28 protein-coding genes are annotated in these 20,543 nt (G+C 73.1%); 13 read left to right on the top strand and 15 right to left on the bottom strand.

Features of this window, described 5'->3' with window-relative positions:
- The 6 genes from ABD844_RS38585 to ABD844_RS38560 all read left to right on the top strand — a co-directional run.
- Nucleotides 1-308: ADP-ribosylglycohydrolase family protein (locus ABD844_RS38585; RefSeq protein WP_344889584.1), on the top strand; the 308-nt coding region annotated here is incomplete at its 5' end.
- Nucleotides 305-1,444, top strand: coding sequence for an ADP-ribosylglycohydrolase family protein (locus ABD844_RS38580; RefSeq protein ID WP_344889582.1), 1,140 nt, complete (start codon nucleotides 305-307; stop codon nucleotides 1,442-1,444). The genes ABD844_RS38585 and ABD844_RS38580, both read left to right, overlap by 4 nt.
- Entirely contained in the window at nucleotides 1,441-2,769 is a 1,329-nt protein-coding gene (locus tag ABD844_RS38575; protein WP_344889580.1) for an ADP-ribosylglycohydrolase family protein, read from the top strand. Before ABD844_RS38580 ends, ABD844_RS38575 begins: the two co-directional genes overlap by 4 nt.
- Complete coding sequence (gene rbsK / locus ABD844_RS38570) at nucleotides 2,766-3,650, top strand: ribokinase (protein ID WP_344889578.1); 885 nt, start codon at nucleotides 2,766-2,768, stop codon at nucleotides 3,648-3,650. Before ABD844_RS38575 ends, rbsK begins: the two co-directional genes overlap by 4 nt.
- A gap of 80 nt (nucleotides 3,651-3,730) precedes the next feature.
- Nucleotides 3,731-3,943, top strand: a complete 213-nt coding sequence (locus tag ABD844_RS38565) for a hypothetical protein (protein WP_344889576.1) — start codon at nucleotides 3,731-3,733, stop codon at nucleotides 3,941-3,943.
- Between the two features lie 87 nt (nucleotides 3,944-4,030).
- Nucleotides 4,031-4,537 carry a nucleotidyltransferase domain-containing protein gene (locus ABD844_RS38560; protein ID WP_344889573.1) on the top strand — a complete coding sequence of 169 codons (507 nt, stop codon included), beginning with the start codon at nucleotides 4,031-4,033 and terminating at the stop codon, nucleotides 4,535-4,537.
- On the opposite strand, the gene pyrF is transcribed toward ABD844_RS38560, so the two are convergent.
- Nucleotides 4,528-5,355 (bottom strand): orotidine-5'-phosphate decarboxylase, encoded by an 828-nt coding sequence (gene pyrF, locus ABD844_RS38555; RefSeq protein ID WP_344889570.1) that lies wholly within the window; start codon nucleotides 5,353-5,355, stop codon nucleotides 4,528-4,530. The two genes, ABD844_RS38560 and pyrF, sit on opposite strands and share 10 nt — an antisense overlap.
- A 168-nt stretch (nucleotides 5,356-5,523) precedes the next feature.
- On the opposite strand from pyrF, the gene ABD844_RS38550 reads away from it, so the two are divergent.
- Both ABD844_RS38550 and ABD844_RS38545 read left to right on the top strand, forming a co-directional pair.
- Nucleotides 5,524-6,000, top strand: a complete 477-nt coding sequence (locus ABD844_RS38550) for a DUF6968 family protein (RefSeq protein ID WP_344889567.1) — start codon at nucleotides 5,524-5,526, stop codon at nucleotides 5,998-6,000.
- A gap of 60 nt (nucleotides 6,001-6,060) precedes the next feature.
- Complete coding sequence (locus ABD844_RS38545) at nucleotides 6,061-6,879, top strand: Cof-type HAD-IIB family hydrolase (protein ID WP_344889564.1); 819 nt, start codon at nucleotides 6,061-6,063, stop codon at nucleotides 6,877-6,879.
- Nucleotides 6,880-7,040: 161 nt separating this feature from the next.
- Here the strand turns inward: ABD844_RS38545 and ABD844_RS38540 are convergent, their stop codons facing one another.
- The 5 genes from ABD844_RS38540 to ABD844_RS38520 all read right to left on the bottom strand — a co-directional run bounded on the left by ABD844_RS38540 (nucleotide 7,041) and on the right by ABD844_RS38520 (nucleotide 8,900).
- Nucleotides 7,041-7,301, bottom strand: a complete 261-nt coding sequence (locus ABD844_RS38540; protein WP_344889561.1) for a hypothetical protein — start codon at nucleotides 7,299-7,301, stop codon at nucleotides 7,041-7,043.
- 43 nt (nucleotides 7,302-7,344) lie between these two features.
- Entirely contained in the window at nucleotides 7,345-7,950 is a 606-nt protein-coding gene (locus tag ABD844_RS38535; RefSeq protein ID WP_344889558.1) for a TIGR00645 family protein, read from the bottom strand.
- Between the two features lie 14 nt (nucleotides 7,951-7,964).
- Complete coding sequence (locus ABD844_RS38530; RefSeq protein WP_344889555.1) at nucleotides 7,965-8,108, bottom strand: hypothetical protein; 144 nt, start codon at nucleotides 8,106-8,108, stop codon at nucleotides 7,965-7,967.
- Between the two features lie 110 nt (nucleotides 8,109-8,218).
- Nucleotides 8,219-8,446, bottom strand: a complete 228-nt coding sequence (locus ABD844_RS38525) for a hypothetical protein (protein WP_344889551.1) — start codon at nucleotides 8,444-8,446, stop codon at nucleotides 8,219-8,221.
- 85 nt (nucleotides 8,447-8,531) lie between these two features.
- The gene (locus ABD844_RS38520) at nucleotides 8,532-8,900 is read right to left on the bottom strand and encodes a winged helix-turn-helix transcriptional regulator (protein ID WP_344889548.1); all 369 of its coding nucleotides are present in this window, start codon (nucleotides 8,898-8,900) and stop codon (nucleotides 8,532-8,534) included.
- Between the two features lie 93 nt (nucleotides 8,901-8,993).
- Between ABD844_RS38520 and ABD844_RS38515 the strand changes: the two genes are divergently transcribed.
- A complete protein-coding gene (locus ABD844_RS38515; RefSeq protein WP_344889545.1) occupies nucleotides 8,994-9,677 on the top strand; it encodes an NADPH-dependent F420 reductase in 684 nt (227 codons plus the stop codon).
- A 55-nt stretch (nucleotides 9,678-9,732) separates the two neighbouring features.
- Here the strand turns inward: ABD844_RS38515 and ABD844_RS38510 are convergent, their stop codons facing one another.
- Nucleotides 9,733-10,395 (bottom strand): endonuclease V, encoded by a 663-nt coding sequence (locus ABD844_RS38510; protein WP_344889542.1) that lies wholly within the window; start codon nucleotides 10,393-10,395, stop codon nucleotides 9,733-9,735.
- Nucleotides 10,396-10,447: 52 nt separating this feature from the next.
- Here ABD844_RS38510 and ABD844_RS38505 point away from each other — a divergent pair, with 52 nt between their 5' ends.
- Both ABD844_RS38505 and ABD844_RS38500 read left to right on the top strand, forming a co-directional pair.
- Complete coding sequence (locus tag ABD844_RS38505) at nucleotides 10,448-11,533, top strand: alpha/beta hydrolase (RefSeq protein WP_344889538.1); 1,086 nt, start codon at nucleotides 10,448-10,450, stop codon at nucleotides 11,531-11,533.
- Between the two features lie 63 nt (nucleotides 11,534-11,596).
- Complete coding sequence (locus tag ABD844_RS38500) at nucleotides 11,597-12,934, top strand: FAD-dependent oxidoreductase (RefSeq protein WP_344889535.1); 1,338 nt, start codon at nucleotides 11,597-11,599, stop codon at nucleotides 12,932-12,934.
- Here ABD844_RS38500 and ABD844_RS38495 read toward each other — a convergent pair.
- The 5 genes from ABD844_RS38495 to ABD844_RS38475 are packed head-to-tail and all read right to left on the bottom strand — an operon-like array spanning nucleotide 12,902 to nucleotide 16,045.
- Nucleotides 12,902-13,654, bottom strand: a complete 753-nt coding sequence (locus tag ABD844_RS38495; protein ID WP_344889532.1) for a type 1 glutamine amidotransferase — start codon at nucleotides 13,652-13,654, stop codon at nucleotides 12,902-12,904. The two genes, ABD844_RS38500 and ABD844_RS38495, sit on opposite strands and share 33 nt — an antisense overlap.
- Complete coding sequence (locus ABD844_RS38490; RefSeq protein ID WP_344889529.1) at nucleotides 13,647-14,057, bottom strand: DUF5655 domain-containing protein; 411 nt, start codon at nucleotides 14,055-14,057, stop codon at nucleotides 13,647-13,649. The genes ABD844_RS38495 and ABD844_RS38490 overlap by 8 nt, the downstream gene beginning before the upstream one ends.
- Nucleotides 14,054-14,881 carry a bifunctional 5,10-methylenetetrahydrofolate dehydrogenase/5,10-methenyltetrahydrofolate cyclohydrolase gene (locus tag ABD844_RS38485; protein ID WP_344889526.1) on the bottom strand — a complete coding sequence of 276 codons (828 nt, stop codon included), beginning with the start codon at nucleotides 14,879-14,881 and terminating at the stop codon, nucleotides 14,054-14,056. Before ABD844_RS38485 ends, ABD844_RS38490 begins: the two co-directional genes overlap by 4 nt.
- Entirely contained in the window at nucleotides 14,878-15,483 is a 606-nt protein-coding gene (locus ABD844_RS38480) for a cyclodeaminase/cyclohydrolase family protein (RefSeq protein WP_344889522.1), read from the bottom strand. Before ABD844_RS38480 ends, ABD844_RS38485 begins: the two co-directional genes overlap by 4 nt.
- A 28-nt stretch (nucleotides 15,484-15,511) precedes the next feature.
- Complete coding sequence (locus ABD844_RS38475) at nucleotides 15,512-16,045, bottom strand: hypothetical protein (RefSeq protein ID WP_344889519.1); 534 nt, start codon at nucleotides 16,043-16,045, stop codon at nucleotides 15,512-15,514.
- Nucleotides 16,046-16,251: 206 nt separating this feature from the next.
- Between ABD844_RS38475 and ABD844_RS38470 the strand changes: the two genes are divergently transcribed.
- On the top strand, nucleotides 16,252-17,163 hold the full coding sequence (locus ABD844_RS38470) for an SMP-30/gluconolactonase/LRE family protein (RefSeq protein ID WP_344889516.1): 912 nt from the start codon (nucleotides 16,252-16,254) through the stop codon (nucleotides 17,161-17,163).
- 60 nt (nucleotides 17,164-17,223) lie between these two features.
- Here ABD844_RS38470 and ABD844_RS38465 read toward each other — a convergent pair whose 3' ends face one another.
- The 3 genes from ABD844_RS38465 to ABD844_RS38455 form a co-directional block, all read right to left on the bottom strand.
- On the bottom strand, nucleotides 17,224-17,895 hold the full coding sequence (locus ABD844_RS38465; RefSeq protein WP_344889513.1) for an FMN reductase: 672 nt from the start codon (nucleotides 17,893-17,895) through the stop codon (nucleotides 17,224-17,226).
- A 117-nt stretch (nucleotides 17,896-18,012) separates the two neighbouring features.
- Complete coding sequence (locus ABD844_RS38460) at nucleotides 18,013-19,143, bottom strand: LLM class flavin-dependent oxidoreductase (RefSeq protein WP_344889508.1); 1,131 nt, start codon at nucleotides 19,141-19,143, stop codon at nucleotides 18,013-18,015.
- Between the two features lie 149 nt (nucleotides 19,144-19,292).
- Nucleotides 19,293-19,826, bottom strand: a complete 534-nt coding sequence (locus ABD844_RS38455; RefSeq protein ID WP_344889505.1) for a CGNR zinc finger domain-containing protein — start codon at nucleotides 19,824-19,826, stop codon at nucleotides 19,293-19,295.
- A 94-nt stretch (nucleotides 19,827-19,920) separates the two neighbouring features.
- On the opposite strand from ABD844_RS38455, the gene ABD844_RS38450 reads away from it, so the two are divergent.
- A partial coding sequence (locus ABD844_RS38450; RefSeq protein WP_344889502.1) for an MFS transporter occupies nucleotides 19,921-20,543 on the top strand: 623 nt, incomplete at its 3' end.

The raw sequence follows: 20,543 nt of genomic DNA, 5'->3' as shown, positions 1-20,543 counted from the left end.
CCGCGCTGCTCGACCACGTCTACAGCTACGGCGTGGGCGCGGCGCAGACCGTCCCCGCCGCCCTGGCGCTGGCCGAGGCGGCGGGCGGAGAGCTGTGCCGGGCCGTGCCCGCGGCGGCGTGCCTGTCACCGCTGGCCGACTCCGCGCCCGCGCTCGCCGGAGCGCTGGCGGGGGCCTGCGGCGGGTACGAGGCGATCCCGCAGGGGTGGATCGCCTCGGCCCGTACGCTCGCCGGCTGTTGCCTGCCTGAACTGGCGGGCCGTGATCTGATCGAAGTAGCCGACCAACTTTCGGAGGAAATCGCATGACGCCGCTTGAGGACAGGGCCACTGGCTGCGTGGCGGGGGCTGCGGTCGGTGACGCGCTGGGCGGCGCCACCGAGGGCTGGACCCCCGAGCAGATCGTGCAGCGGTACGGCGGCCGCGTCGAGGGCATCGTGCCGCCCTTCAACGACGACTGGCGCAACGCCCGCCCCATCGCCCCCTACCACAAGGGCGACGGCCACATCACCGACGACACCTTGATGACCCACGCCCTGATCCGCGTGTACGAGAAGGCCGGCGGCCACCTGGACGCGTACGCGATGGCCGAGCACCTGGTGCCCGAGCTGATGGGCGAGCGGCGCTGGATCCCCGAACTGGAGGCCGAGGCGCTGCCGCTGCAACGGATCTTCCTGGCCGAGAAGTGGATCGTGGCCCGCCTGCACTACGGGCACGCCGACCCGCGCGAGGCCGGCGTCGGCAACATCGTGAACTGCGGCGCCGCCATGTACGTCGCCCCCGTCGGCATCGTCAACGCCGCCGACCCCGACGCCGCCTACGCCGAGGCCGTCGACCTGACCGGCGCGCACCAGTCCAGCTACGGCCGGGAGGCGGCGGGCGTGATGGCCGCCGCCGTGGCCGAGGCCATGCGGCCGGGCGCCACCGCCGACTCCGTGGTGGCCACCTGCCTGCGCCTGGCCAAGGACGGCACCAGGGCCGCCATCGAGGCCGTCTGCGAGACCGCCGCCGGGCTCGGCCACTGGGACGGCTCGTTCGAGGCGCTGCGGGCGGCCGTCCGGCCGTACGACACGGTCGCCGACACCTACCGCGACCAGGGCCTCGGGGCGCGGCGGCCGAGCCGGGTGCACAGCATCGAGGAGCTGCCGCTGGCGCTCGGGTTCCTGATGATCGCCAAGGGCGACTACCGGGAGACCGTGCTGGGCGGCGTCAACTACGGGCGCGACGCCGACTCGATCGCCTCCATGGGCGGGGCCATCGCGGGCGCGCTGGGCGGGCTGGCGTCCGTGCCGCAGGAGTGGGTGGCGCAGGTGGGGCAGGCGAGCCGGACGGACCTGGTGGGCCCCGGGCTCGCCGCCGCCGGGGTGGGCCGCCGCGTGCACGCCGACGACGTGGCCCGGCGCCGCGGCCACGAGTCGGCCTTCGCCGAGCTGGACCGCGCATGATCCGGCTCACCTGGGTCCAGCCCGAGGACCTCATCGGGCACGAGCTGCGCCAGGCCGCCGAGGACGGCCGCGACGTACGGGAGATCGCCGACCGCTGGCACGCCGCGGGCGGTCACGACGCGCCGCCGCGCGCCGGGGCCTCGGAGTCAGGGGCCGCACGGTTGCGCGGGCTGGCGGAGGAGCTGCTGGACGAGTTGGCGGCCCTGCCGTCCCCGCCGGCCGAGCCGTCCGACCTGGCGGGCATCGTCGCCGCCTGCCCCGGCTGGCCCGAGCCACGGCGGGGCCCCGCCGTGGACCCCGCTCGCGTGCTGGGCGCGTGGCAGGGGCGGGCGGCCGGATGCGTGCTCGGCAAGCCCGTCGAGAAGCTCCCCCGAGAGGGCATCAGGCAGATCGCCGAGGCCACCGGCAACTGGCCCATCCGGGGCTGGTTCACCGCGAAGGGCCTGCCGGACGACGTCGCCCGCCGCTGGCCGTGGAACCGCCGCAGCGCCGTCAACTCCCTCGCCGAGAACATCGACGGCATCCCGGAGGACGACGACCTCAACTACCCGCTGCTGGCCCTGACGGTCCTGGAGCGCCACGGCCGCTCCTTCACCACCGAGGACGTCGCCAAGCTGTGGCTGGACGAGCTGCCCGCCGGGCGCACGTTCACCGCCGAGCGCGTGGCGTACCGCAACCTGCTGGACGGCGTCGAGCCCCCGGCCACGGCCACCTACCGCAACCCGTTCAGGGAGTGGATCGGCGCGCTGATCAGGACCGACGTCTACGGCTGGGTCAACCCGGGCGACCCGGCCACGGCGGCCGAGTACGCCTGGCGCGACGCCCGGCTCACCCACACCGCCAACGGGATCTACGGGGCCATGTTCGCCGCCGCGATGTGCGCCGCGGCGCTGGTCGCCACGTCGGCGGAGGAGGTCGTGCGGGCGGGGCTGTCGGTGGTGCCGGAGGGCTCGCGGCTGCACGAGGCCGTCCGCCTGGCCGCCGCCGACGCCGCCCGCGAAACCGACTTCGAGCGCGTCGTCGACCTGCTGCACGAACGCCACGGCGCACTCCACTGGGTGCACACGATCAACAACGCCGCGCTGGTCGCCGCCACGCTGATCCACGGGCGGGGCGACTTCACGGCCACGATCGCCGGAGCGGTCGCCGGAGGCTGGGACACCGACTCGGCCGGCGCCACGGCCGGGTCCGTCGCGGGCGCGCTGAACGGCGGCGTGCCGGAGCGGTGGCGCCTGCGCGATCGGCTGGCCAGCAGCCTGACCGGGTTCGACGGGGTGGGTCTTGCGGAGCTGGCGGGTCGTACACAGGAGATGATGAGGGCATGATCTCGGTTTTCGGCAGCGCAAACATGGACCTGGTCGCGTACGTCTCCCAAGCGCCCAGGCGTGGGGAGACCGTCACCGGGCACCGGTTCCGCACGGTGCCCGGCGGTAAGGGCGCCAACCAGGCGATCGCCGCCGCCCGCGCGGGCGGTGAGGTGGCGTTCCTCGGGGCGGTGGGCGACGACGGGTTCGGCGCGGAGATGCGGGCCACGCTGGCGGAGGCCGGGGTCGACGTACGCGGCCTGCGCCAGGTGCCCGGCCCCAGCGGCGTCGCGCACATCGTCGTGGACGACGACGGCGGCAACGCGATCATCGTCGTCCCCGGTGCCAACGCCACCATGTCCGGCCCCTCCGGGGAAGACCTGGCCGCGATCGCCGGCTCCCAGGCGCTGCTGCTCCAACTGGAGCTGCCGATGGAGGCGGTCGTGCGGGCGGCTCAGGCGGCCCGGGTGTCGGGGGTGCGGGTGTTCCTCACGCCCGCCCCCGCCCAGCCGCTGCCCGCCGAGCTGCTGGAGGCGGTCACGATCATTGTCCCCAACGAGCACGAGGCCGCCGCCATCACCGGCCTGTCGCGCCCGGACGACGCCCTCGACGCGCTGCTGGAGCTGGTCGGCGAGGTCGTGATCACGCTGGGCTCCGAGGGCGCGCTGTACGGGTCGCGGTCGGGGGAGCGGCTGCGGGTGCCGGCCAGGAAGGTGAGCGCGGTGGACACGACGGCGGCGGGCGACACGTTCGTGGGGGCGCTGGCCGTCGCGCGTACCGAGGGGAGGCCGGTGGAGCGGGCGCTGGAGTTCGCCTCCGCGGCGGCCTCGCTGGCCGTGCAGCGGGAGGGCGCGAGCACCTCGATGCCGAAGCGGTGGGAGATCGAGGCCGCGCTGACCTGAGGTCCTCCGGCGGCTGGAGCAGTGCTCAGACCGTGACGGCCGGACCGTGACAAGCGGCCCCGCCCGGGCAGGTGGTGGTCATGAGCAAGACATCCGATGAGCTGCCGGAAGCGATCGGTGGCGTGGACGGGGAGAGCGACGTGGTGGCGGAACGCTCGGGCGCCAGCACTCCCAGGACGCGCCGTCCGGTGTCCGCCGACCCGCCGGACCAGCAGGACGAGCCGGAGCCCGACCTGTTCGACGAGGAGGACGAGGAGGACGTCATCCGCACGGACGCGGGCCCGACCGGCTGACCCGTGCCGACCGCGGTCCTGCCCCGGGCCGCGCCCCGGCTACGATCATCAGATCGTATGCGCGGAGGCCACGAGGGAGGAACACGGATGTTCGAGGCCGGCCAGGTCCTGGACGTGCTGGAGACGTTGCGGAAGGCCGACTGCGAGGTCTGGATCGCGGGCGGCTGGGGCATCGACGCGCTCGTCGGGCGCGTCACCCGGCAGCACAACGACCTCGACCTGCTGCACCGGGTCGAGCAGGAGCCCGCCGTGATCGACGCGCTGGAGGGCCTGGGCTACGCGGAGCGGCACGAGGGCGTCGTTCCCGGGCGACCGGCCAGGTTCGTCATGGCGGGCCCCGGCGGGCGCGAGCTCGACCTGCACCCGCTGCACTTCCGCCCCGACGGCTCCGCCGTCCAGCACATCGACGACCAGGGCGGCGCCTACGACTACCCGGCGGACGTCTTCGTCACCGGCGTGATCGAGGGCGTCACCGTGCCGTGCCTGTCAGCGGCCCAGCAGGTGGAGTTCCACCGGGGCTACCAACCGCGCGAGCGCGACCTGCACGACATGGCCCGGCTGCGCGAGACGCTCGGGATCCCGACTCACTTCTGAGCGGCGGTCGCGGCCGACAGGTGCTCGGCGCACGCGTCGCGGAAGGCGAGCGTACGCGTGCGCACCCGCTCGGGGTCGGCCAGCACGGCCCTGGACACCGACGGCACCACCGCGTGGCGCACGGGCCCGAACAGCCTGGCCACGTCGGCCGCCGTGGCGCCCTGGGCCCCCAGACCGGGCGCCAGGATCGGCCCGTTGAGGTCGTCCAGCGAGTGCTCCAGCTCCGGCAGCGTGGCCCCCATGACCACCCCGACCGGCCCGAACGGGGAGTGGCCCGCGTTCACCGCGGCCGCTTCGGCGAGGATCTGCCCGGCCACGTGCCGCTGCAGCCCGGCCGCCTCGGGGTTGGACGTGCGGGCCAGCACGAACACCCCCGCGTCGTTGGCCATCGCCGAGGTGATCGCGGCCTCCAGCGACCCGAACCCCAGGTAGGGGCTCAGCGTCACCGCGTCGGCGGCCAGCGGGCTGCCCCGGTCGAGGTACGCCTCGGCGTAGGCGGCCATCGTGCTGTCGATGTCGCCCCGCTTGACGTCGAGCAGCACCAGCGTGCCCGCCTCGCGCAGGTCGGCGATGGTGCGTTCCAGGACGGCGACGCCGCGGCTGCCCCAGCGCTCGAAGAAGGCCGACTGGGGCTTGACCACGGCCGCCACGTCGGCCACGGCCTCGACGACCGTGCGGCTGAACCGTTCGAGCGCCGTGGGGGAGTCGTCGAGGCCCCACGCTTCGAGCAGGGCCGGGCTCGGGTCGATGCCCACGCACAGCGGTCCGTACGCGTCGAGCCTGGCTCGCAGGCGTGTCCCGAACGACTCGTCCATCATGGCCTTCCCTCACGAGCACGACGCGGCCGACCGTCCGCCGGTGGGTACGAATGCTACTCCGGCGGCGATTCGGTGCCGAGACGCCACCGGGCTGAACCCGCGGCCCGGTTACCCGGCCGAGGCGGCGCCGAGTCTTCCAGGGGCGGCCATGCGGGTAGATCAGCAGGCATGTACGAGATCGCCCATCGGGTGCTGGCGCTGCGTACCGATCCGCCGCGTGACGTCGTGGTCGCGCTCGGCAGGCCCTACGAGGAGCCCACGGGGGAGTGGTCGTGCCCGTACCGGATCGACGGGCTCGACGGGTGGGAGCACGAGCGGAAGGTCACGGGGTTCGACCCGCTGGAGGCGATCGAGCTGGCGACGGTCATGGTGCGAACCGCGCTGGCGGGCTCGCACGAGGCCAAGGAGGGCCTGCTGGCCTGGAACGAGGTGCCGGGCGGGCAGCGGGCGCAGACCGTGTACGTGAGCGTCGACCGGGATGCCGACCTCGCCTACATCGCGATGAAGCGCGAGATCGCGCCGGGCGAGGTCGTACGCCAGGTCACGGCCGGGAGCGTCGTCCTCGACTTCGGCGACTCCGGGCAGCTCCTGGGCGTGGAGCTGATGAACGCCGACGAACTGCTCCCGTCGGAGATGCGCTTCTGACTGATGTGTGATGAGACACCGGCCGAACGGGATAACCGACGTATCGGGATACTTGCCTCCGTGAACTCCGTGAGTACCGGAACCTTTCCCCGCATCGTGGCCACCGATCTCGACGGCACTCTCCTGTCCTCCACCGGCAGCGTCAGCCCGCGTACGAGGAAGGCGCTCCAGTCCGCCCGCGCGGCCGGCGCCGAGATCGTCTTCGTCACCGCCAGACCGCCCCGCGCCGTCCGGGACATCGCCCGCCCGGCGGACGTCACCGGCACCGCCATCTGCAGCAACGGCGCCATCGTCTACGACGTGACCGCCGACGAGTACACCGTTACCAGCCCTCTCGCCCCCGACGTGGCCCGCGAGGTCGCCGGCTCACTCTCCCGGGCGCTGCCCGGCGTCGGCCTGGCCGTCGAGACCGGCACGAACGTGCTGACCGAGGCGGCCTACACCAGGCGGGTCGATCACGACCGGGCGGCCTACCGCGAGGTGGGCTCGATCTTCGACGAGGACCACCCCATCGTCAAACTGCTCGCCCTGTCATCGGCGCACACGGCGGACGAGCTGTACGCGGTCGTGTCGGGCGCGATCGGCGACCTGGCCGAGGTCACGCACTCGGGGGTGGAGGGGCTGCTGGAGATCAGCGCGCCAGGGACGACCAAGGCCGTCGCGCTCGACCGGCTCTGCCGGGACAGGGGCGTCGGGCCGGCGGAGGTGGTGGCGTTCGGGGACATGCCCAACGACCTGGCCGTGCTCCTGTACGCGGGGGCCGGGTACGCGATGGCCAACGCCCACCACCTGGTGCTGTCCGCGGCCGGGCACCGGACCCTGTCCAACGACGAGGACGGGGTGGCCGTGGTGCTGGAGACCCTGCTCGCCCGAGCCTGACGGGAGCCCTTGGGGATCTCCCTGGCCTGGCGGGCGTCCTTGGGGCTCTCCCCGGGCCGGCGGGCGGCCGGAGGGCTTTCCCCGTTCTTCTCGGGACGACCGGTGCTCGACCGGCCTGACCGCTGGTGCCCGCCCACCCCCGCGGGCGGGCACGTACGGCCTCACGCGTCGTCGTCCGACACCCGCGAGGTGCCCTGGCAGGTGGCGGGTGCCTTGCTGAGCAGCGGCACCAGCCCTCCGCACGTGCTCAGCGGCAGCGACACCGGTTCGACGATCTCGTCGTTGAAGATGATCACGTTGCCGATCAGGGGGGCCGGGCCGGACTTCTGGGGGGCGGCGTCGTCCGCGTACGCGCCGGTGCAGCAGGCCAGCCCCACCACGACGGCTCCGAGTCCCGCGACCGCGGCGCCCTTCAGCCCCATCGGCCCCTCCCCCCGCGACAGCGCCGCGCCTCCCGCCGCCTGCCTAGGCGGCCATCCGCTCCTGCTGCATCTGCGCAGGCCGCTCCGTGCTGCCCGCACCTTGCTGCGGGCGCCCACCCGCCATGATGCGGTCGATCAGGGCGAGCGCCAGCGCCGAGACGACGAAGGTCAGGTGGATCAGGGTTTTCCATATCAGCTCCCTGTCGGTGATGGTCGGTCTCGCGGCGTTGATGAAGATCTGAAGGAGGTGGATGGAGGAGATGCCGATGATCGCCATGGCCAGCTTGACCTTCAGCACATTTGCGTTGACGTGTGACAGCCACTGGGGCTGGTCGGGGTGTCCCTCGATGCGCAGCCGGGAGACGAACGTCTCGTAGCCGCCGATGATCACCATGATGAGCAGGTTCGAGATCATCACGACGTCGACGAGGCCGAGGACGATCAGCATGACGGTGGTCTCGGCCGGGGTGCCGCCGAAGCCCAGTTGGACCAGGTGCAGCAGCTCGACCATGAACCGCCATACGTACACGACCTGCGCGACGATCAGCCCCAGATAGAGCGGGACCTGGATCCATCGGCTGAGGAACATGAAGTAGCCGACGCGCTTCAGCGGTGTCTGTGGCTGGGCCGGCGTGTCGGCCACAGGCACTTGCGCGAGTCGCACTAGGACGTCAGGACGTTGATGTGCTGGACGAAGGTCTGGACATCGACGAGAGGGGGTCCACCCACAAGACCGTCGAGGAGGATCGGGGGCGCACCGGCGGCCAGCGCGAGGGCGGCGACCGCTGTCAGGACTCGGACCTTCAACGGAACTCCTTGCTGCACTTCGATGGAGGCTGGGACCCGGGCGGCGCTCCAGAGCGCCGCCCGTACCGGGTGTCGAGGGGTGGTCCCGTGCTGAGGGCGGTCCGTTCGGGTCAGGGGGCCAGGCAGTGCGTGGCCGGAACCTCGGGCGCGGTGAGCGCGGTCGGCTCGGCGAGCAGGGTGGCCGGGTCGACGAGCGCGGTCACGTCGGCGGGGGCGCCGGCCAGGCAGGTGAGCGTGTGCACGGGGTCGAGGACGGCGTGCGCGGCGGGGGCGGTGAGCAGGGTCAGGCCGCAGGCGACGAGTGCGGCGGTGACGATCCGGCGGGGCGTGAAGTGCATGGAACCTCCTGGGTAAAGGTAATGGTCAACCGCCGTCTAGCTACCCTGAGTAGTGCTTCGGTAACACTCCGTCTAAGTAAAGTGTTCAACCGGTGTGCCGGGTGGTGCTCGTGGGGTCCGCGGGCCGGCGGTCCTGGGCGTCCATCACCTCGTCCGCGTGGTCGAACGCCCACTCCCCGAACGCCTCGATCGGGCCCAGCAGCGAACGGCCCAGGGCGGTCAGCTCGTACTCGACCCGGGGCGGCGCCTCGGCATAGGCGTGGCGGGTCACCAGGCCGTTGTACTCCAGGCGGCGCAGCGTCTCGGTCAGGACCTTGGTGCTGATGCCGCCGATCTCCTCCCGCAACCGGCCCGGCCTGCGCGGGCCGTGGCGCAACGACCAGACGACGACCGCGTTCCAGGTGTTGGCCAGGAGGTCGAAGGCGAGTCTGGCCTGGCAGTCGGCGAGGAACAAGGGGGCCTCCGTTAGGCACCGAACGGTGTGCGACGGGATTTCTAAAGTCCTTCTCACAAGGTAGAGGCACCTTCATGAGACGGAGGACGCGAGATGCGGATCGGCATCCTGGGCGCGGGCGGCATGGCGGACGCCCTGGGCACACAGTGGGCACGGGCGGGACACGAGGTCATGGTCAGCGGAAGAGACCCGCACAGGGCCAGGGAACGAGCGGCCACCATGACAGCCCAGGCCCAGGCCCAGGGCCAGGCGAGGGTGCGGGTTGGGGCGGACGGGGTCCGGGCCGGGACGTTCGCGGAGGCGGCCGGGTTCGGTGAGGTCGTGGTGGTGGCCGTCAGGGCGGCGGGGCTGCTCGACACGCTCCGGGCCGCCGGCGCCGCCCTGCGCGGCAAGCCGCTCATCGACGTGACCAACGCCCCTGGCCCCGACGCCTACGATCCCACCCGCCCGCTCGCCCGGCTGATCGCGGACGTCACCGGCGGCCATGTGGTCAAGGCGTTCAACCTGTGCCACGTGGACGTGTGGCGGATGACCCCGCCGGTCTTCGGCGGACGGCTCCTTGCCGTGCCGCTGTGCGGTGACGCCCCGGAGGCCGTGGCCGCCGCCCGTACGCTGGTCGCCGACCTGGGCTGCACCCCGGTCAGCGGCGGCGGGCTGGAACGGGCGACGCTGCTGGAGGCGACGGCGGCCTTCGTCATCGGGCTGTGGTTCGGCGGCGCCGACGCCCAGGCGATCCTGCCACCCCTGGCCTCCTCAGGAGCCCACCAGCCAGGCTGAGCCGACCGGCCAGGCCGAGCCCGCGCGGCCAGGTGGCTGGGCGTGTGTCGGCGGCTCAGGTGGGGTGGCGGGCCAGGTGGTCGGCGTGGCGGATGGGTTCGGGCAGGCGGTAGCGGGCGGCGAGGCGGAGCACCTGTTCGGTGGCGACGTCGAGCGAGATGCGGTGGCCCTGCGAGACGTACACGGGCTTGACCCCGCGCTGGGTGCGCAGCGCGCGCCCCACCGTGGCACCCTCGTGGACGATCGGCGTCCACGCCCCGCGTTCCTGCCCCGGCGGCTCGTGCGTGCCCACGAACGGCGTCTTGCCCACCCCCACCGACGGCAGCCCGGTCAGTACGCCCAGATGGCACGCCAGGCCGAAGCCGCGCGGGTGGGCCAGCCCGTACCCGTCGCAGACCAGCAGATCGGGCGTCACCGTGAGCCGTTCCAGGGCCGTCACGAGGGCGGGCAGCTCGCGGAAGGCGAACAGGCCCGGCACGTAGGGAAAGGCCGCCCTCCCGTGCGCCACCACCCGCTCCACCGGCGCGAGCGTGCCGCCGTCGAGGACGACCACGGCGGCGGTCAGCTCGTCGTCGCCGTGGTAGTGCACGTCCAGCCCGGCCACCAGGGCGAACGCGGTCGGCCCGCCGGTCAGGTCGACCTGGGCGCGGAGCCGGTCCTGGATGGACTCCGCCTCGGCGACGGTGGCGGGCCAGGGGTGGAGCTGGTTCACCTGCACCCGGTCAACGTACCTTCCCGCTCCCGCGCGGACGCCGGTAAGGTCTGGCCGTATGGACGAGGTCCTGGTGATCGTCGGCTCCGGGGTGGTGGCGGACGCGGGGCTGCTGGCGCAGCTCGCCGAGCGCGAGTTCGGGCGACTCGGGGTGCGGGGGGCGCTCGTGCACGCGCGAGACCCGGCCCACCTGCGCTCCCTGGCAGGCCGGTACGGCACGGTCGTCGTGCTCCCCGGGCCGGAGAAGGAGGCCCGCGAACTGATCGGGCAGCCGCTCGGCCCGCCGGTGGTGGTGTGGGCCGACCTCGACCGGGTCGAGGGCGCCGCACACCTCAACGGACGCGGGATCGAGGGGCTGTCCTGGGCCATCCGGCACGCCGTGCACCGAGCCCGCCACCCCGGCGTGCGCCGGATCCCCTACGGGCCGTCGCCGGAGCAGTGGGGCGAGCTGTACGTCCCCGAGGGCCGGGGCGCCGTGCCGGTCGTGGTGCTGATCCACGGCGGCTACTGGCGCTCGATCTGGAACGCCGACACCGTCGAGGCCCTCTGCGCGGGCCTGACCCGGCGCGGCCTCGCGGTGTGGAACCTCGAATACCGCCGCCCCGACCGGCACGGCTGGGCCGCGACCAGGCACGACATCGCCACCGCACTGAATACCCTGCCCGCGCTCCCCGGTCTGGCCCGTGACTCCGGTCTGGCCCGTGACTCCGGCCTCGGCCTCGACCTCAGCAGGGTCGCCGTCGCCGGGCATTCCGCCGGGGCCCAGCTCGCACTCCGGGCTGCCGCCGACGGGGCGCGCGTGTCCCTGGCCGTCTCCCTGGCGGGCGTGCTCGACCTCGTCCAGTGCGAGCGCCGGTGGATCAGCAACGGCGCGGTCGCCGCGGCCCTGGGCGACGCCGCCGACGACCTGCACGCCTCCTCGCCCCTGCTCCGCGTCCCCCTGGGCGTCCCCCAGCTCGTCGTCCAGGGCACGGACGACGACCCGAACCTGATCGACTTCGGCCGCCGCCACGTCCGGGCCGCCATGGAGGCGGGCGACGACGTGACGTACATGGAGCTGCCAGGAGACCACTTCGCGGTGGTCAGCCCCGACACGCCCATCGGCCGGGCTGCCGCCGACGCGATCGCGCGGGCGCTGTCCTAGACCTGCCCGCCTCCGAACGCGGGGCTGCTGGACATGGGCGGCGTTCGGCCGTACGAAGGAAGCATGGAGGTCACGATCGTCGGCGCCGGGCTGGTCGGCTGCCTGCTCGCCTGCTTCCTGGCCCGCCGCGGCCACCACGTCACCCTGTACGAACGCCGCCCCGACCCCCGCGAGCAGGGCCCCGACCGCGGCAGGTCGATCAACCTGGCCATGTCCGAACGCGGCATCGACGCCCTGCGCCGCCTCGGGCTCGACGGCAAGGTGCTGGACGCCGCCCTGCCCATGGCCGGCCGGGTGATGCACGCCCAGGACGGCGCGCTCACCTTCCAGCCGTACAGCGCCGACCGTACCCAGGCGATCAACTCCATCGGCCGTGCCGCGCTCAACCGGGAACTGCTCGACGTGGCGAGCGCGCTGCCGGGCGTGGAGGTGCGCTTCGGGCACCGGCTCACCGGGCTGGACGAGCGGACCGGCAGGCTGGAGTTCGAGCACGGCGAGGTGGCGGACGGGGCGCGGGTCGTGATCGGCGCCGACGGGGCGTTCAGCGCGGTACGGGCCAGGTTGCAGCAGCTCCCCGGGGTGAGCTTCAGCCAGGACTACCTCGACTACGGCTACAAGGAGCTGTCGATCCCGGCCAAGGACGGCGAGTTCGCCCTGGACCCGGGCGCGTTGCACATCTGGCCGCGCGGCCGTTCGATGATGATCGCCCTGCCGAACCGCGACCGTTCGTTCACCTGCACGCTGTTCTGGCCGCACGAGACGCTCGCCGCCCTGGACACCCCGCAGCGGATCAGCGCGTACTTCGGCGAGCACTATTCCGACGCGGTCGAGCTGATGCCCGGCCTGGCGGCGGACTTCCGCGCCAACCCCGTCGGCCACCTGGTCACCATGCGCTGCTCGCCCTGGCACGTCACCACCGAGGCGGCGACGGTCGGGCTGGTGGGCGACGCCGCGCACGCCATCGTCCCCTTCTACGGACAGGGCGCCAACTGCGGCTTCGAGGACTGCGTCGAGCTGGACCGCTGCCTGGACGAGACCGGCGACGACTTCCCGGCGGCGCTGGAGCTGTTCGAGCGCCGCAGGGCCGACACCGACGTGATCGCCCGGCTGGCCCTGGACAACTTCGTGGAGATGCGCGACAGAGTCGGCTCCCGGGTGTTCCTGGCGGGCAAGCGAGTGGAGCACACGCTGGAGCGGGCGCTGCCGGGTTACGTCTCGCGTTATGAGCTGGTGTCATTCTCGACGACGCCGTACTCGCAGGCGGAACGGCGCATCGCGCGGCAACGGCGGGCTGTGGCGGCGGCTGCGGCCGGGGCGGCGCTGCTGGCACTCGGGTTCGCGGCCCGGCACGGACGGCGGGGCCGCAGATCAGGACGGCCGGGGCACGAGAACGGCCGGTGAGCCCGCGGGGCGAGACCCGGCACGCGTCGCCGCCGCCCGCTCCACGACGAGCCTGGCGAAGCGGCCGGTCACCCGCCGCCAGACCGGCGTGGACACCGGCTCGTCGGCCACCGCCCGCGCGTACACCTCGTCGGGGTCGAAGCCCTCGGCCCGCCACTCACGGACGCGCGCGGGCAGCACCTCCGGATGGAACTGCACGCCCCACGCCCGCTCGCCCACCCGGAACGCCTGATACGGGCAGCGCTCGGTCTCGGCCAGGTGCACGGCCCCGGCGGGCAGTCGGACGACGGCGTCCTTGTGGTGCTCGATCGCGGGTACCACGGGCGGCAGGCCGTGGAAGAGCGGATCGGCAGCCGCCTCGGGCCTGATCGTGACGGGCAGGCTGCCGTTCTCGGGTGCGCCGTACGCGCCCCGCACCTCGCCCCCGGCCACCTCGGCGATCATCTGGCCGCCCAGGCAGATGCCGAGCAGCGGCACCCCCTCCGCCAGCGCCTGCCCCACCAGCCGCCGGGCGTCACGCAGCCACGGCGCCCGGTCGTCGTCGCCGGGCAGGTAGCCGCCGCCGAGCATGATCATGGCGTCGTGGCCGAGCCGGGCGGGCAGGGGAGCGCCCTCGTGGGCGAGCACGACGTCGAGCGCCAGCCCGGCCTCCGCCAGCCAGTCGCCCACCCTGCCGGGGCCGCCGCTGCGGCTGTTCTGCACGACGAGGATGTCAGGCATCGTAGGCCTCCGCCATGAGTTCGAGTACGCGCTCGTCCACGTCTTCGACACGGGTGAGTTTGAAGTAGTGCACCACGCGGCCACCAGTCGTGGGCCCGGTCATAGGCACAGCCCTGGCGAGCAGCGGGTGCGCGACCCGCCGGGCCAGCACCAGGGCCAGGGACAGGCTGCGCGCCTTCGGGCGGATCTCGGCGAAGCGCCGCTCGCTCATCAGGAAAACCCCGACCCGCACCGCGTCCTCGTGGACCGGGCCCAGCCCGTCGAGCAGGCGATCGTAGATCTCCCGGTAGACCGGCGGGTAAGGTGCGAACGTCTCCTCCACCGTACAGCCGGGCACGCACACGTGTGACTGCCGGGTGCGTGCGAACTCGCGGTCGCACTGCGGGCACGCCCACCGCGTCACGGCAGGTTCGCCGCCCTGGCGGTGTGGCGCAGCAGCAGGGCGGTGGTCACCGGGCCGACGCCGCCAGGCACCGGCGTGAGCGCCCCGGCCGTCTCGGCGACCGCCTCGGCGTCGACGTCGCCGGTCAGCCCGCCGTCGGCGGTCGGGTTGGTGCCGACGTCGATCACCACCGCGCCCGGCGCCACGTGCGCGGCCCCGATCAGCCCCGCCCGGCCCGCCGCGGCGACCAGCACCTCGCCCTGGGCGGTGACGGCGGCCAGATCGCGGGTGCGCGAGTGGCAGACGGTGACGGTGGCGTGCCGGTCGAGCAGCAGGTGCGCCAGCGGCTTGCCCACCACCGTGGAACGGCCGACCACCACGGCCCGCCGCCCCTCCAGCGCCACCTCGTAGTGGTCGAGCAGCGCCATCACGGCCGCCGCCGTGGCGGGCGGGAACGCGGGCAGCCCGGCGGCCAGTCGGCCGAGCGAGAGCGGGTTGGCGCCGTCGACGTCTTTGCGCGGGTCGATGGCCGTGGCCAGCTCCTGCGCCGAGGCGCCCGCGGGCAGCGGGGTCTGGAGCAGCACGCCGTGCACGTGGTCGTCGGCGCTGAGCCGGGCCAGCGTCGCCGTGATCTGCTCGGGGGCCGCCTCGGGGCCCAGGTCGACCACGTCGCAGACGATGCCGACACCGGCCGCGGCCTTGGCGATCGAGCGGACGTACCACAGGCTGGCCTCGTCGGCCGTGGCGACCACCACGGCCAGGCGCGGTTGGGGGCCGGACGCCGCCTCCGCCTGGGTGCGCTCTCTGATGGCGGCGGCCAGGGCCTTGCCCGTCAGGGTCTTCACGGCTTGATCTCCTCGCGTACCTCGGCGGTCACCCAGTCTGCCCTGGCCACGGCGGCGTTCACGCCGGAGATGCGGGTGTTCAGCTTCTCGCGTACTCGTTCGTCCTTGATGCCGCCCAGGTTGATCTCCACGTTCACCCGGGCCGTGGTGAGGGCGGCGCGGGCGGCCTCGGCCGCCGCGGCGACGTCGGTGACGACGTTGCGGTTGCCGATCGGCAGCAGCAGCTCGCACAGCTCGACCAGGCGGGCGGCCGCCTCGATCACCCGGGCGGGCGGCTCCGCCGCGCCCACCAGGGCGCGGGCGATGGCGGCGCTGCGCTCCTCGCCCTTGGGCAGCCGGTAGGCGTCGGAGACCGCGGTGAACGCCGTCGCGTCCTCCTCGATCAGCTTGAGCGCCCGTGCCCGCAGGTTGTCGGTCTCGGCGATCACGGCGACCACCGTCTCGGCTTGGTCGGCGTATTTCTCCCCGGTGGTGTAGCGGGCCACCATGCCGAGCAGCGCGGCGGACTGGGCCGCGTGCAGGGCCGCCGTGGCGCCGCCGCCGGGCGCCGGCACCCGGCCGGCCAGCTCGGTCAGGAAGTTGATGATCGTCAAGTCGCGCATGACCGCATTCTGCCAGGCAACGCACGGGTCATTCGCGGTACATCGGCCGCGTGGCGTCCTCGGGGCCGCCGTGCTGCGGCAGGTACGGCGACGGCGCGGACTGCCACGACGTCTCGTACCCGTCGTATCCGTCGTAGTCGGCGGGCTCGGCCAGGCTGCGCCAGCGCGACGGGATCGCCGAGACCACCAGCAGCGCGACGCCGAGCATGAGCTGCAGCCCCGAGTACGTCAGGGTCATCAGGCCGTTACGCAGGAAGGCGGGCAGCAGGTCGTCGGGCAGGAGCCGCAGCCCGGTGGACAGCTCCACGAACGGCAGGACCCCCACGCCCGTGAACGCCAGGCCGCCCAGCAGCGAGGCCACCGGCGACAGGCGGGAGCCTGCCAGGAAGGCCAGGATGATCCCGGCGGCGGCGAGAACGCCCAGGGCGACCCACGAGATCTGGAACGTCTGCTGGGCCTGGAGGGTCAGCTCGCCCACGCCGTACCACAGCGCGACGGCGAGCAGCGGAGGAAGGAGCAGCCCTGCGACCGCTCCCAGAGCGTGACGGGCACCGTTTGACATGACTAAACCCCGTTTGTTTGGCTCTGTACCAACCTACTAGCTGGCTCGCCCGGCGGGGAGTGGTCTTCGAGCCCGGCGCCCGGCGCCCTGCCCGGCGGCTCTTCCTGGGCGCTTCCTTGGGTGCCGGAAAAAGGGTTGCTGAAAAGTCGCTGTGAAGCGCGTCCTGGGTCTTTGCCGCGCACGGCCACCCGGGCATCGTGGGCCGCATGAGATCCGCGATCCTGAAGACCGCACTCAGCGCCCTGGTGGTGGTCCTGCTCGGCGCGCTGCCGGCGCAGGCCGCGACCAGGCCCGACACGTTCTCGCTGCCGAACGGGTTCCAGCCGGAGGGCATCGCGATCGGGCCGGGGCCGTACGCCTACTTCGGCTCCCGCGCGACCGGCGACATCTACCGGGCCGACCTGCGCTCCGGCAAGGGCTCCGTGATCAGCAAGGGTCCTGGCACCCAGTCGCTCGGGCTCAAGACCGACGGGAACGGGCGGCTGTTCGTGGCCGGGGGCAACGCAGGCAACGCGCGAGTGGTGGACCTGCGTACCGGGGAGGTGCTCAAGTCGTACCAGCTCGCCACCGGCACGTCGTTCGTCAACGACGTCATCCTGATCGGGCGGGCCGCGTACTTCACCGACTCCGCCAACCCCGTCCTGTACAAACTGGAGCTCGGCCGGGGCGGCGCGCTGCCCGACGAGGCCGTCAAGATCCCGCTCAGCGGCGCCATCCAGTACACGACCGGCAACAACGCCAACGGCATCGCGCCCAGCCCCGACAGGAAGTCACTGCTGATCGTCCAGTCAAACACCGGCAAGCTGTTCGAGGCGGGCCCGTCCTCCGGCGTCACCACCGAGGTGGACCTGGGCGGCGAGCTGCTCACCAACGGCGACGGCCTGCTGCTGGACGGCCGCACCCTGTACGCCGTCCAGAACCGCCTGAACGCCGTGGCCGTGATCGACCTGGCCCGCGACGCCGCCTCGGGCAAGGTCGTCGAGCGGCTGACCGACCCCGGGTTCGACGTCCCCACGACGGTCGCTGCCTACGGGCACCGCCTCTACCTGCCCAACGCCCGCTTCACCACCACCCCGACCCCCGACACGACCTACAACGTGGTCGCGATCAAGCCGTGACGCCCTGGCGCGCCCCGGGACGGCCGCCACCCTACTCCCGCCCCTGCCGCCCGGGTGGCCCTACTGGCGCGCCTGGCGCAGAGCCGCGAGCTGCTGCTCGAAGGGCACCACCGTCTCCGGCGTGTCCTCCGGCTCCTCGCGGTGGGGCGCGCGGTGCCGCAGCAGGTCGGCCAGCTCCCCGGCGGCGCGGTCCACCCGCTCGCCGAGCCCGTCGGTGAAGGCGTCCCGTCCGCCGCCCCAGTCCTCGGACGCCGCGTAAACGGCGGTCGGTACGACCACCGCCCTCAGGTACGCGAACAGCGGGCGCAGCGCGTGCTCCAGCGCCAGCGAGTGCCGGGCGGTGCCCCCGGTGGCCGCGATGAGCACGGGCTTGCCCGTCAGCGCGGTGTTGTCGAGTACGTCGAAGAACGACTTGAACAGCCCGCTGTAGGAGCCGCTGAAGATCGGCGTGACCGCGATGAGCCCGTCGGCCTCGGTCACCGCCTCGACGATCGCGCGCAGCCTGCCGTTCGGGAAGCCGGTTACGAAGGCGTTGGCGATGTCCACGGCCAGGTCGCGCAGCTCGACCACGCGCACGTCCACCTCCGGCGAGGGCCCGTCCAGGGGCCCAGCCAGGGCCCCCGCCGGGGCGCCCGCCTCCAGCCGCCGCGTCACCGCTGCGGTCAGGCGGTCGGCGAGCAGACGGGTGGACGAGGGCTGGGTCAGCCCCGCCGTGACGACGACGAGCTTCATGGGGCCGGTCTCCTTCCGGGGTTCAGCGTTCCGGGCTTGCGGGGTTCGGGTTCGCACGGGTCGGGGTTCCGCCCGGGCCCGGGCTCTGTGCGAGCCCGGGCGTGCGACGGCCGCAGGTCAGGCGCCGACGGGGGCGCTGTCGTTCTCGGCCGCCTTGCTCGCCAGGCTGCCGGTCGCGTTCCTGGCGGCCAGCAGGGACGCGTGCGTGGGCGCGTCGGGCACCTGCTCCGGCCGGTCCTTGGCGAGCTCCTTGCGCAGCACCGGCACGACCTCCTCGCCGAGCAGGTCGAGCTGCTCCAGCACGGTCTTCAGCGGCAGGCCCGCGTGGTCCATGAGGAAGAGCTGGCGCTGGTAGTCGCCGAAGAACTCCCTGAACTCGAGGGTCCGGTCGATGACCTGCTGCGGGCTGCCCACGGTGAGCGGGGTCTCGGCCATGAACTCCTCCAGCGACGGCCCGTGCCCGTACACGGGGGCGACGTCGAAGTACGGACGGAACTCGCGGACCGCGTCCTGGGAGTTCTTACGCATGAACACCTGACCGCCCAGGCCCACGACGGCCTGCTCGGGCGTGCCGTGGCCGTAGTGCGCGTACCGCTGGCGGTAGAGGTTGATCAGGCGCATGTAGTGCTCCTTCGGCCAGAAGATGTTGTTGGCGAAGAAACCGTCGCCGTAGTAGGCGGCCTGCTCGGCGATCTCCGGGCTGCGGATCGAGCCGTGCCAGACGAACGGCGGCACCCCGTCCAGCGGGCGCGGAGTGCTGGTGAAGCCCTGCAGCGGCGTGCGGAAGCTGCCCTCGAAGTCGACGACGTCCTCGCGCCACAGCCGGTGCAGCAGCGCGTAGTTCTCGATGGCCAGCGGGATGCCCTGCCTGATGTCCTGGCCGAACCACGGATAGACCGGGCCGGTGTTGCCGCGGCCCAGCATGAGGTCCACCCGGCCGTCCGCCAGGTGCTGCAGCATGGCGAAGTCCTCGGCGATCTTCACCGGGTCGTTGGTGGTGATCAGCGTGGTGGCGGTGGACAACTGCAGGCGCCGCGTCCTGGCCGCGATGTAGCCGAGCATCGTGGTCGGGGAGGAGGGCACGAAGGGCGGGTTGTGGTGCTCGCCCGTCGCGAACACGTCGAGGCCCACCTCCTCCGCCTTGAGCGCGATCGTCACCATCGCCTTGATCCGCTCGTGCTCGGTCGGGGTGGTGCCGTTGGTGGGGTCGGTGGTGACGTCGCCCACGCTGAAGATTCCGAACTGCACTTTAGTCACCATCCATGACTGTTGAATCTTTGACGGCTACCGTAGCACCAGCGAGCCACGAGATATTCCATCATCGGGCATACCCGTCACTGCCAGGGCTTCCAGGGCTCGGCGGCGGGTTCGGGTACAGCAGCGGCGCGCCTTCGAGGTCAGCGGTGGCGGGCGCGGAAGGCCGCCGCCTTGGCGCGGTTGCCGCATGCGCGCATGTCGCACCACCGGCGGGTACGCCGGTGCGAGGCGTCCACGTACAGGCGGGTGCAGGGGTCGGCCTCGCACTCGCGGATCAGCCCGGCCTGCGGCCCGCCCAGCAGCCCGGCGGCGGCGCGGGCGGTGGTGGAGAGCGCGGCCCGCAGATCGCCGCCGCGCTCCAGGCCGTGCTCACCGAGCCGTACGCTCGCCGGCGCGCGCCCGGCGGCCCTGTTGAGCGTCTCGCGATCGGCCGTCCCGAACGCCGTGCCCGTACGCGCCGCGGTCGCCAGCCGGTAGATCGCCTCCCGCAGCGCCACCGCCTCGGCCAGCTCGTCGTCACTCACGGCGGGCATGACGTCGAGCAGCCCGGCCTCGACCGTCCAGCGGGCCAGGTCCGCGGGCGTCGCCATCAGGTCGATGCGCTCGCCGCGCCGGTGGCCGACGGTGCCGGCCAGGTCGAGACCGAGGTTCCCGCTGACGAAGGCGAAGTCCATGACTCCCATCGTAACCGGATTGACAAGTTACTTCGCCCGCTGCCAGGGTGAGTAACCGCTAAATCGGGTTACTTGTTGAAGGGTTCGTTGTGTCATGACCACGTTGGCCTCCGCAGTGGAGCCGGGCAGGCGCCGGTACGACGCCAGGCACCGATGGGTCGTGCTGGCCGTGGGAGTCGGAGCGCAGGGCGCCTTCTCGGCGATGTTCTCCGGCGTCCCGCTCACCGGCATCACCATGCGAGCCGACTATCACCTGTCCACGGGTGCGCTCGGGCTGGTGCTGGCCTGCCTGGCGCTCGGGGTGGCGGCGTCGGACATCGGGTGGGGGCTGCTGACCGACCGGTTCGGTGACCGGCGCGTCCTGCTCACGGGGCTGACCTCGACGGGAGCCCTGCTGGCCGTGATGGCCGCCGCCGTGACCCCGGCGGACGGGGCGGGCGTGGCCCTGCTCGCCACCTGCATGGCGATCGTGGGCGCGCTGGGCGGCAGCGTCAACGGGGCCTCGGGGCGGGCGGTCATGACGTGGTTCGGGGAGGGGGAGCGGGGGCTGGCGATGAGCATCCGCCAGACGGCCATCCCGGCGGGCGGGGCCGTGGGGGTGGCGCTGCTGCCGTGGCTAGCGCACGCATACGGCTTCCGCGCCGTCTACGCCGTACCGGGCGCCCTGTGCCTGACAGCGGCCGCCGCCACCTGGCGCTGGCTCCACGAGCCCACCCC

The organism is Nonomuraea antimicrobica (genome assembly GCF_039536965.1).
Classification (GTDB): Bacteria; Actinomycetota; Actinomycetes; order Streptosporangiales; family Streptosporangiaceae; genus Nonomuraea; species Nonomuraea antimicrobica.
The sequence above is the reverse complement of the archived record's forward strand: the minus strand, read 5'-3'. Positions and strand labels throughout refer to the sequence as shown.

Excerpts from the sequence above, each read along its gene's own strand:
- ABD844_RS38580 (WP_344889582.1), top strand. The coding sequence starts at position 305 with ATGACGCCGCTTGAGGACAGGGCCACTGGCTGCGTGGCGGGGGCTGCG.
- ABD844_RS38575 (WP_344889580.1), top strand. The coding sequence starts at position 1,441 with ATGATCCGGCTCACCTGGGTCCAGCCCGAGGACCTCATCGGGCACGAG.
- rbsK (WP_344889578.1), top strand. The coding sequence starts at position 2,766 with ATGATCTCGGTTTTCGGCAGCGCAAACATGGACCTGGTCGCGTACGTC.
- ABD844_RS38565 (WP_344889576.1), top strand. The coding sequence starts at position 3,731 with ATGAGCAAGACATCCGATGAGCTGCCGGAAGCGATCGGTGGCGTGGAC.
- ABD844_RS38560 (WP_344889573.1), top strand. The coding sequence starts at position 4,031 with ATGTTCGAGGCCGGCCAGGTCCTGGACGTGCTGGAGACGTTGCGGAAG.
- pyrF (WP_344889570.1), bottom strand. The coding sequence starts at position 5,355 with ATGATGGACGAGTCGTTCGGGACACGCCTGCGAGCCAGGCTCGACGCG.
- ABD844_RS38550 (WP_344889567.1), top strand. The coding sequence starts at position 5,524 with ATGTACGAGATCGCCCATCGGGTGCTGGCGCTGCGTACCGATCCGCCG.
- ABD844_RS38540 (WP_344889561.1), bottom strand. The coding sequence starts at position 7,301 with ATGGGGCTGAAGGGCGCCGCGGTCGCGGGACTCGGAGCCGTCGTGGTG.
- ABD844_RS38525 (WP_344889551.1), bottom strand. The coding sequence starts at position 8,446 with ATGCACTTCACGCCCCGCCGGATCGTCACCGCCGCACTCGTCGCCTGC.
- ABD844_RS38515 (WP_344889545.1), top strand. The coding sequence starts at position 8,994 with ATGCGGATCGGCATCCTGGGCGCGGGCGGCATGGCGGACGCCCTGGGC.
- ABD844_RS38505 (WP_344889538.1), top strand. The coding sequence starts at position 10,448 with ATGGACGAGGTCCTGGTGATCGTCGGCTCCGGGGTGGTGGCGGACGCG.
- ABD844_RS38500 (WP_344889535.1), top strand. The coding sequence starts at position 11,597 with ATGGAGGTCACGATCGTCGGCGCCGGGCTGGTCGGCTGCCTGCTCGCC.
- ABD844_RS38495 (WP_344889532.1), bottom strand. The coding sequence starts at position 13,654 with ATGCCTGACATCCTCGTCGTGCAGAACAGCCGCAGCGGCGGCCCCGGC.
- ABD844_RS38480 (WP_344889522.1), bottom strand. The coding sequence starts at position 15,483 with ATGCGCGACTTGACGATCATCAACTTCCTGACCGAGCTGGCCGGCCGG.
- ABD844_RS38475 (WP_344889519.1), bottom strand. The coding sequence starts at position 16,045 with ATGTCAAACGGTGCCCGTCACGCTCTGGGAGCGGTCGCAGGGCTGCTC.
- ABD844_RS38470 (WP_344889516.1), top strand. The coding sequence starts at position 16,252 with ATGAGATCCGCGATCCTGAAGACCGCACTCAGCGCCCTGGTGGTGGTC.
- ABD844_RS38465 (WP_344889513.1), bottom strand. The coding sequence starts at position 17,895 with ATGAAGCTCGTCGTCGTCACGGCGGGGCTGACCCAGCCCTCGTCCACC.
- ABD844_RS38455 (WP_344889505.1), bottom strand. The coding sequence starts at position 19,826 with ATGGACTTCGCCTTCGTCAGCGGGAACCTCGGTCTCGACCTGGCCGGC.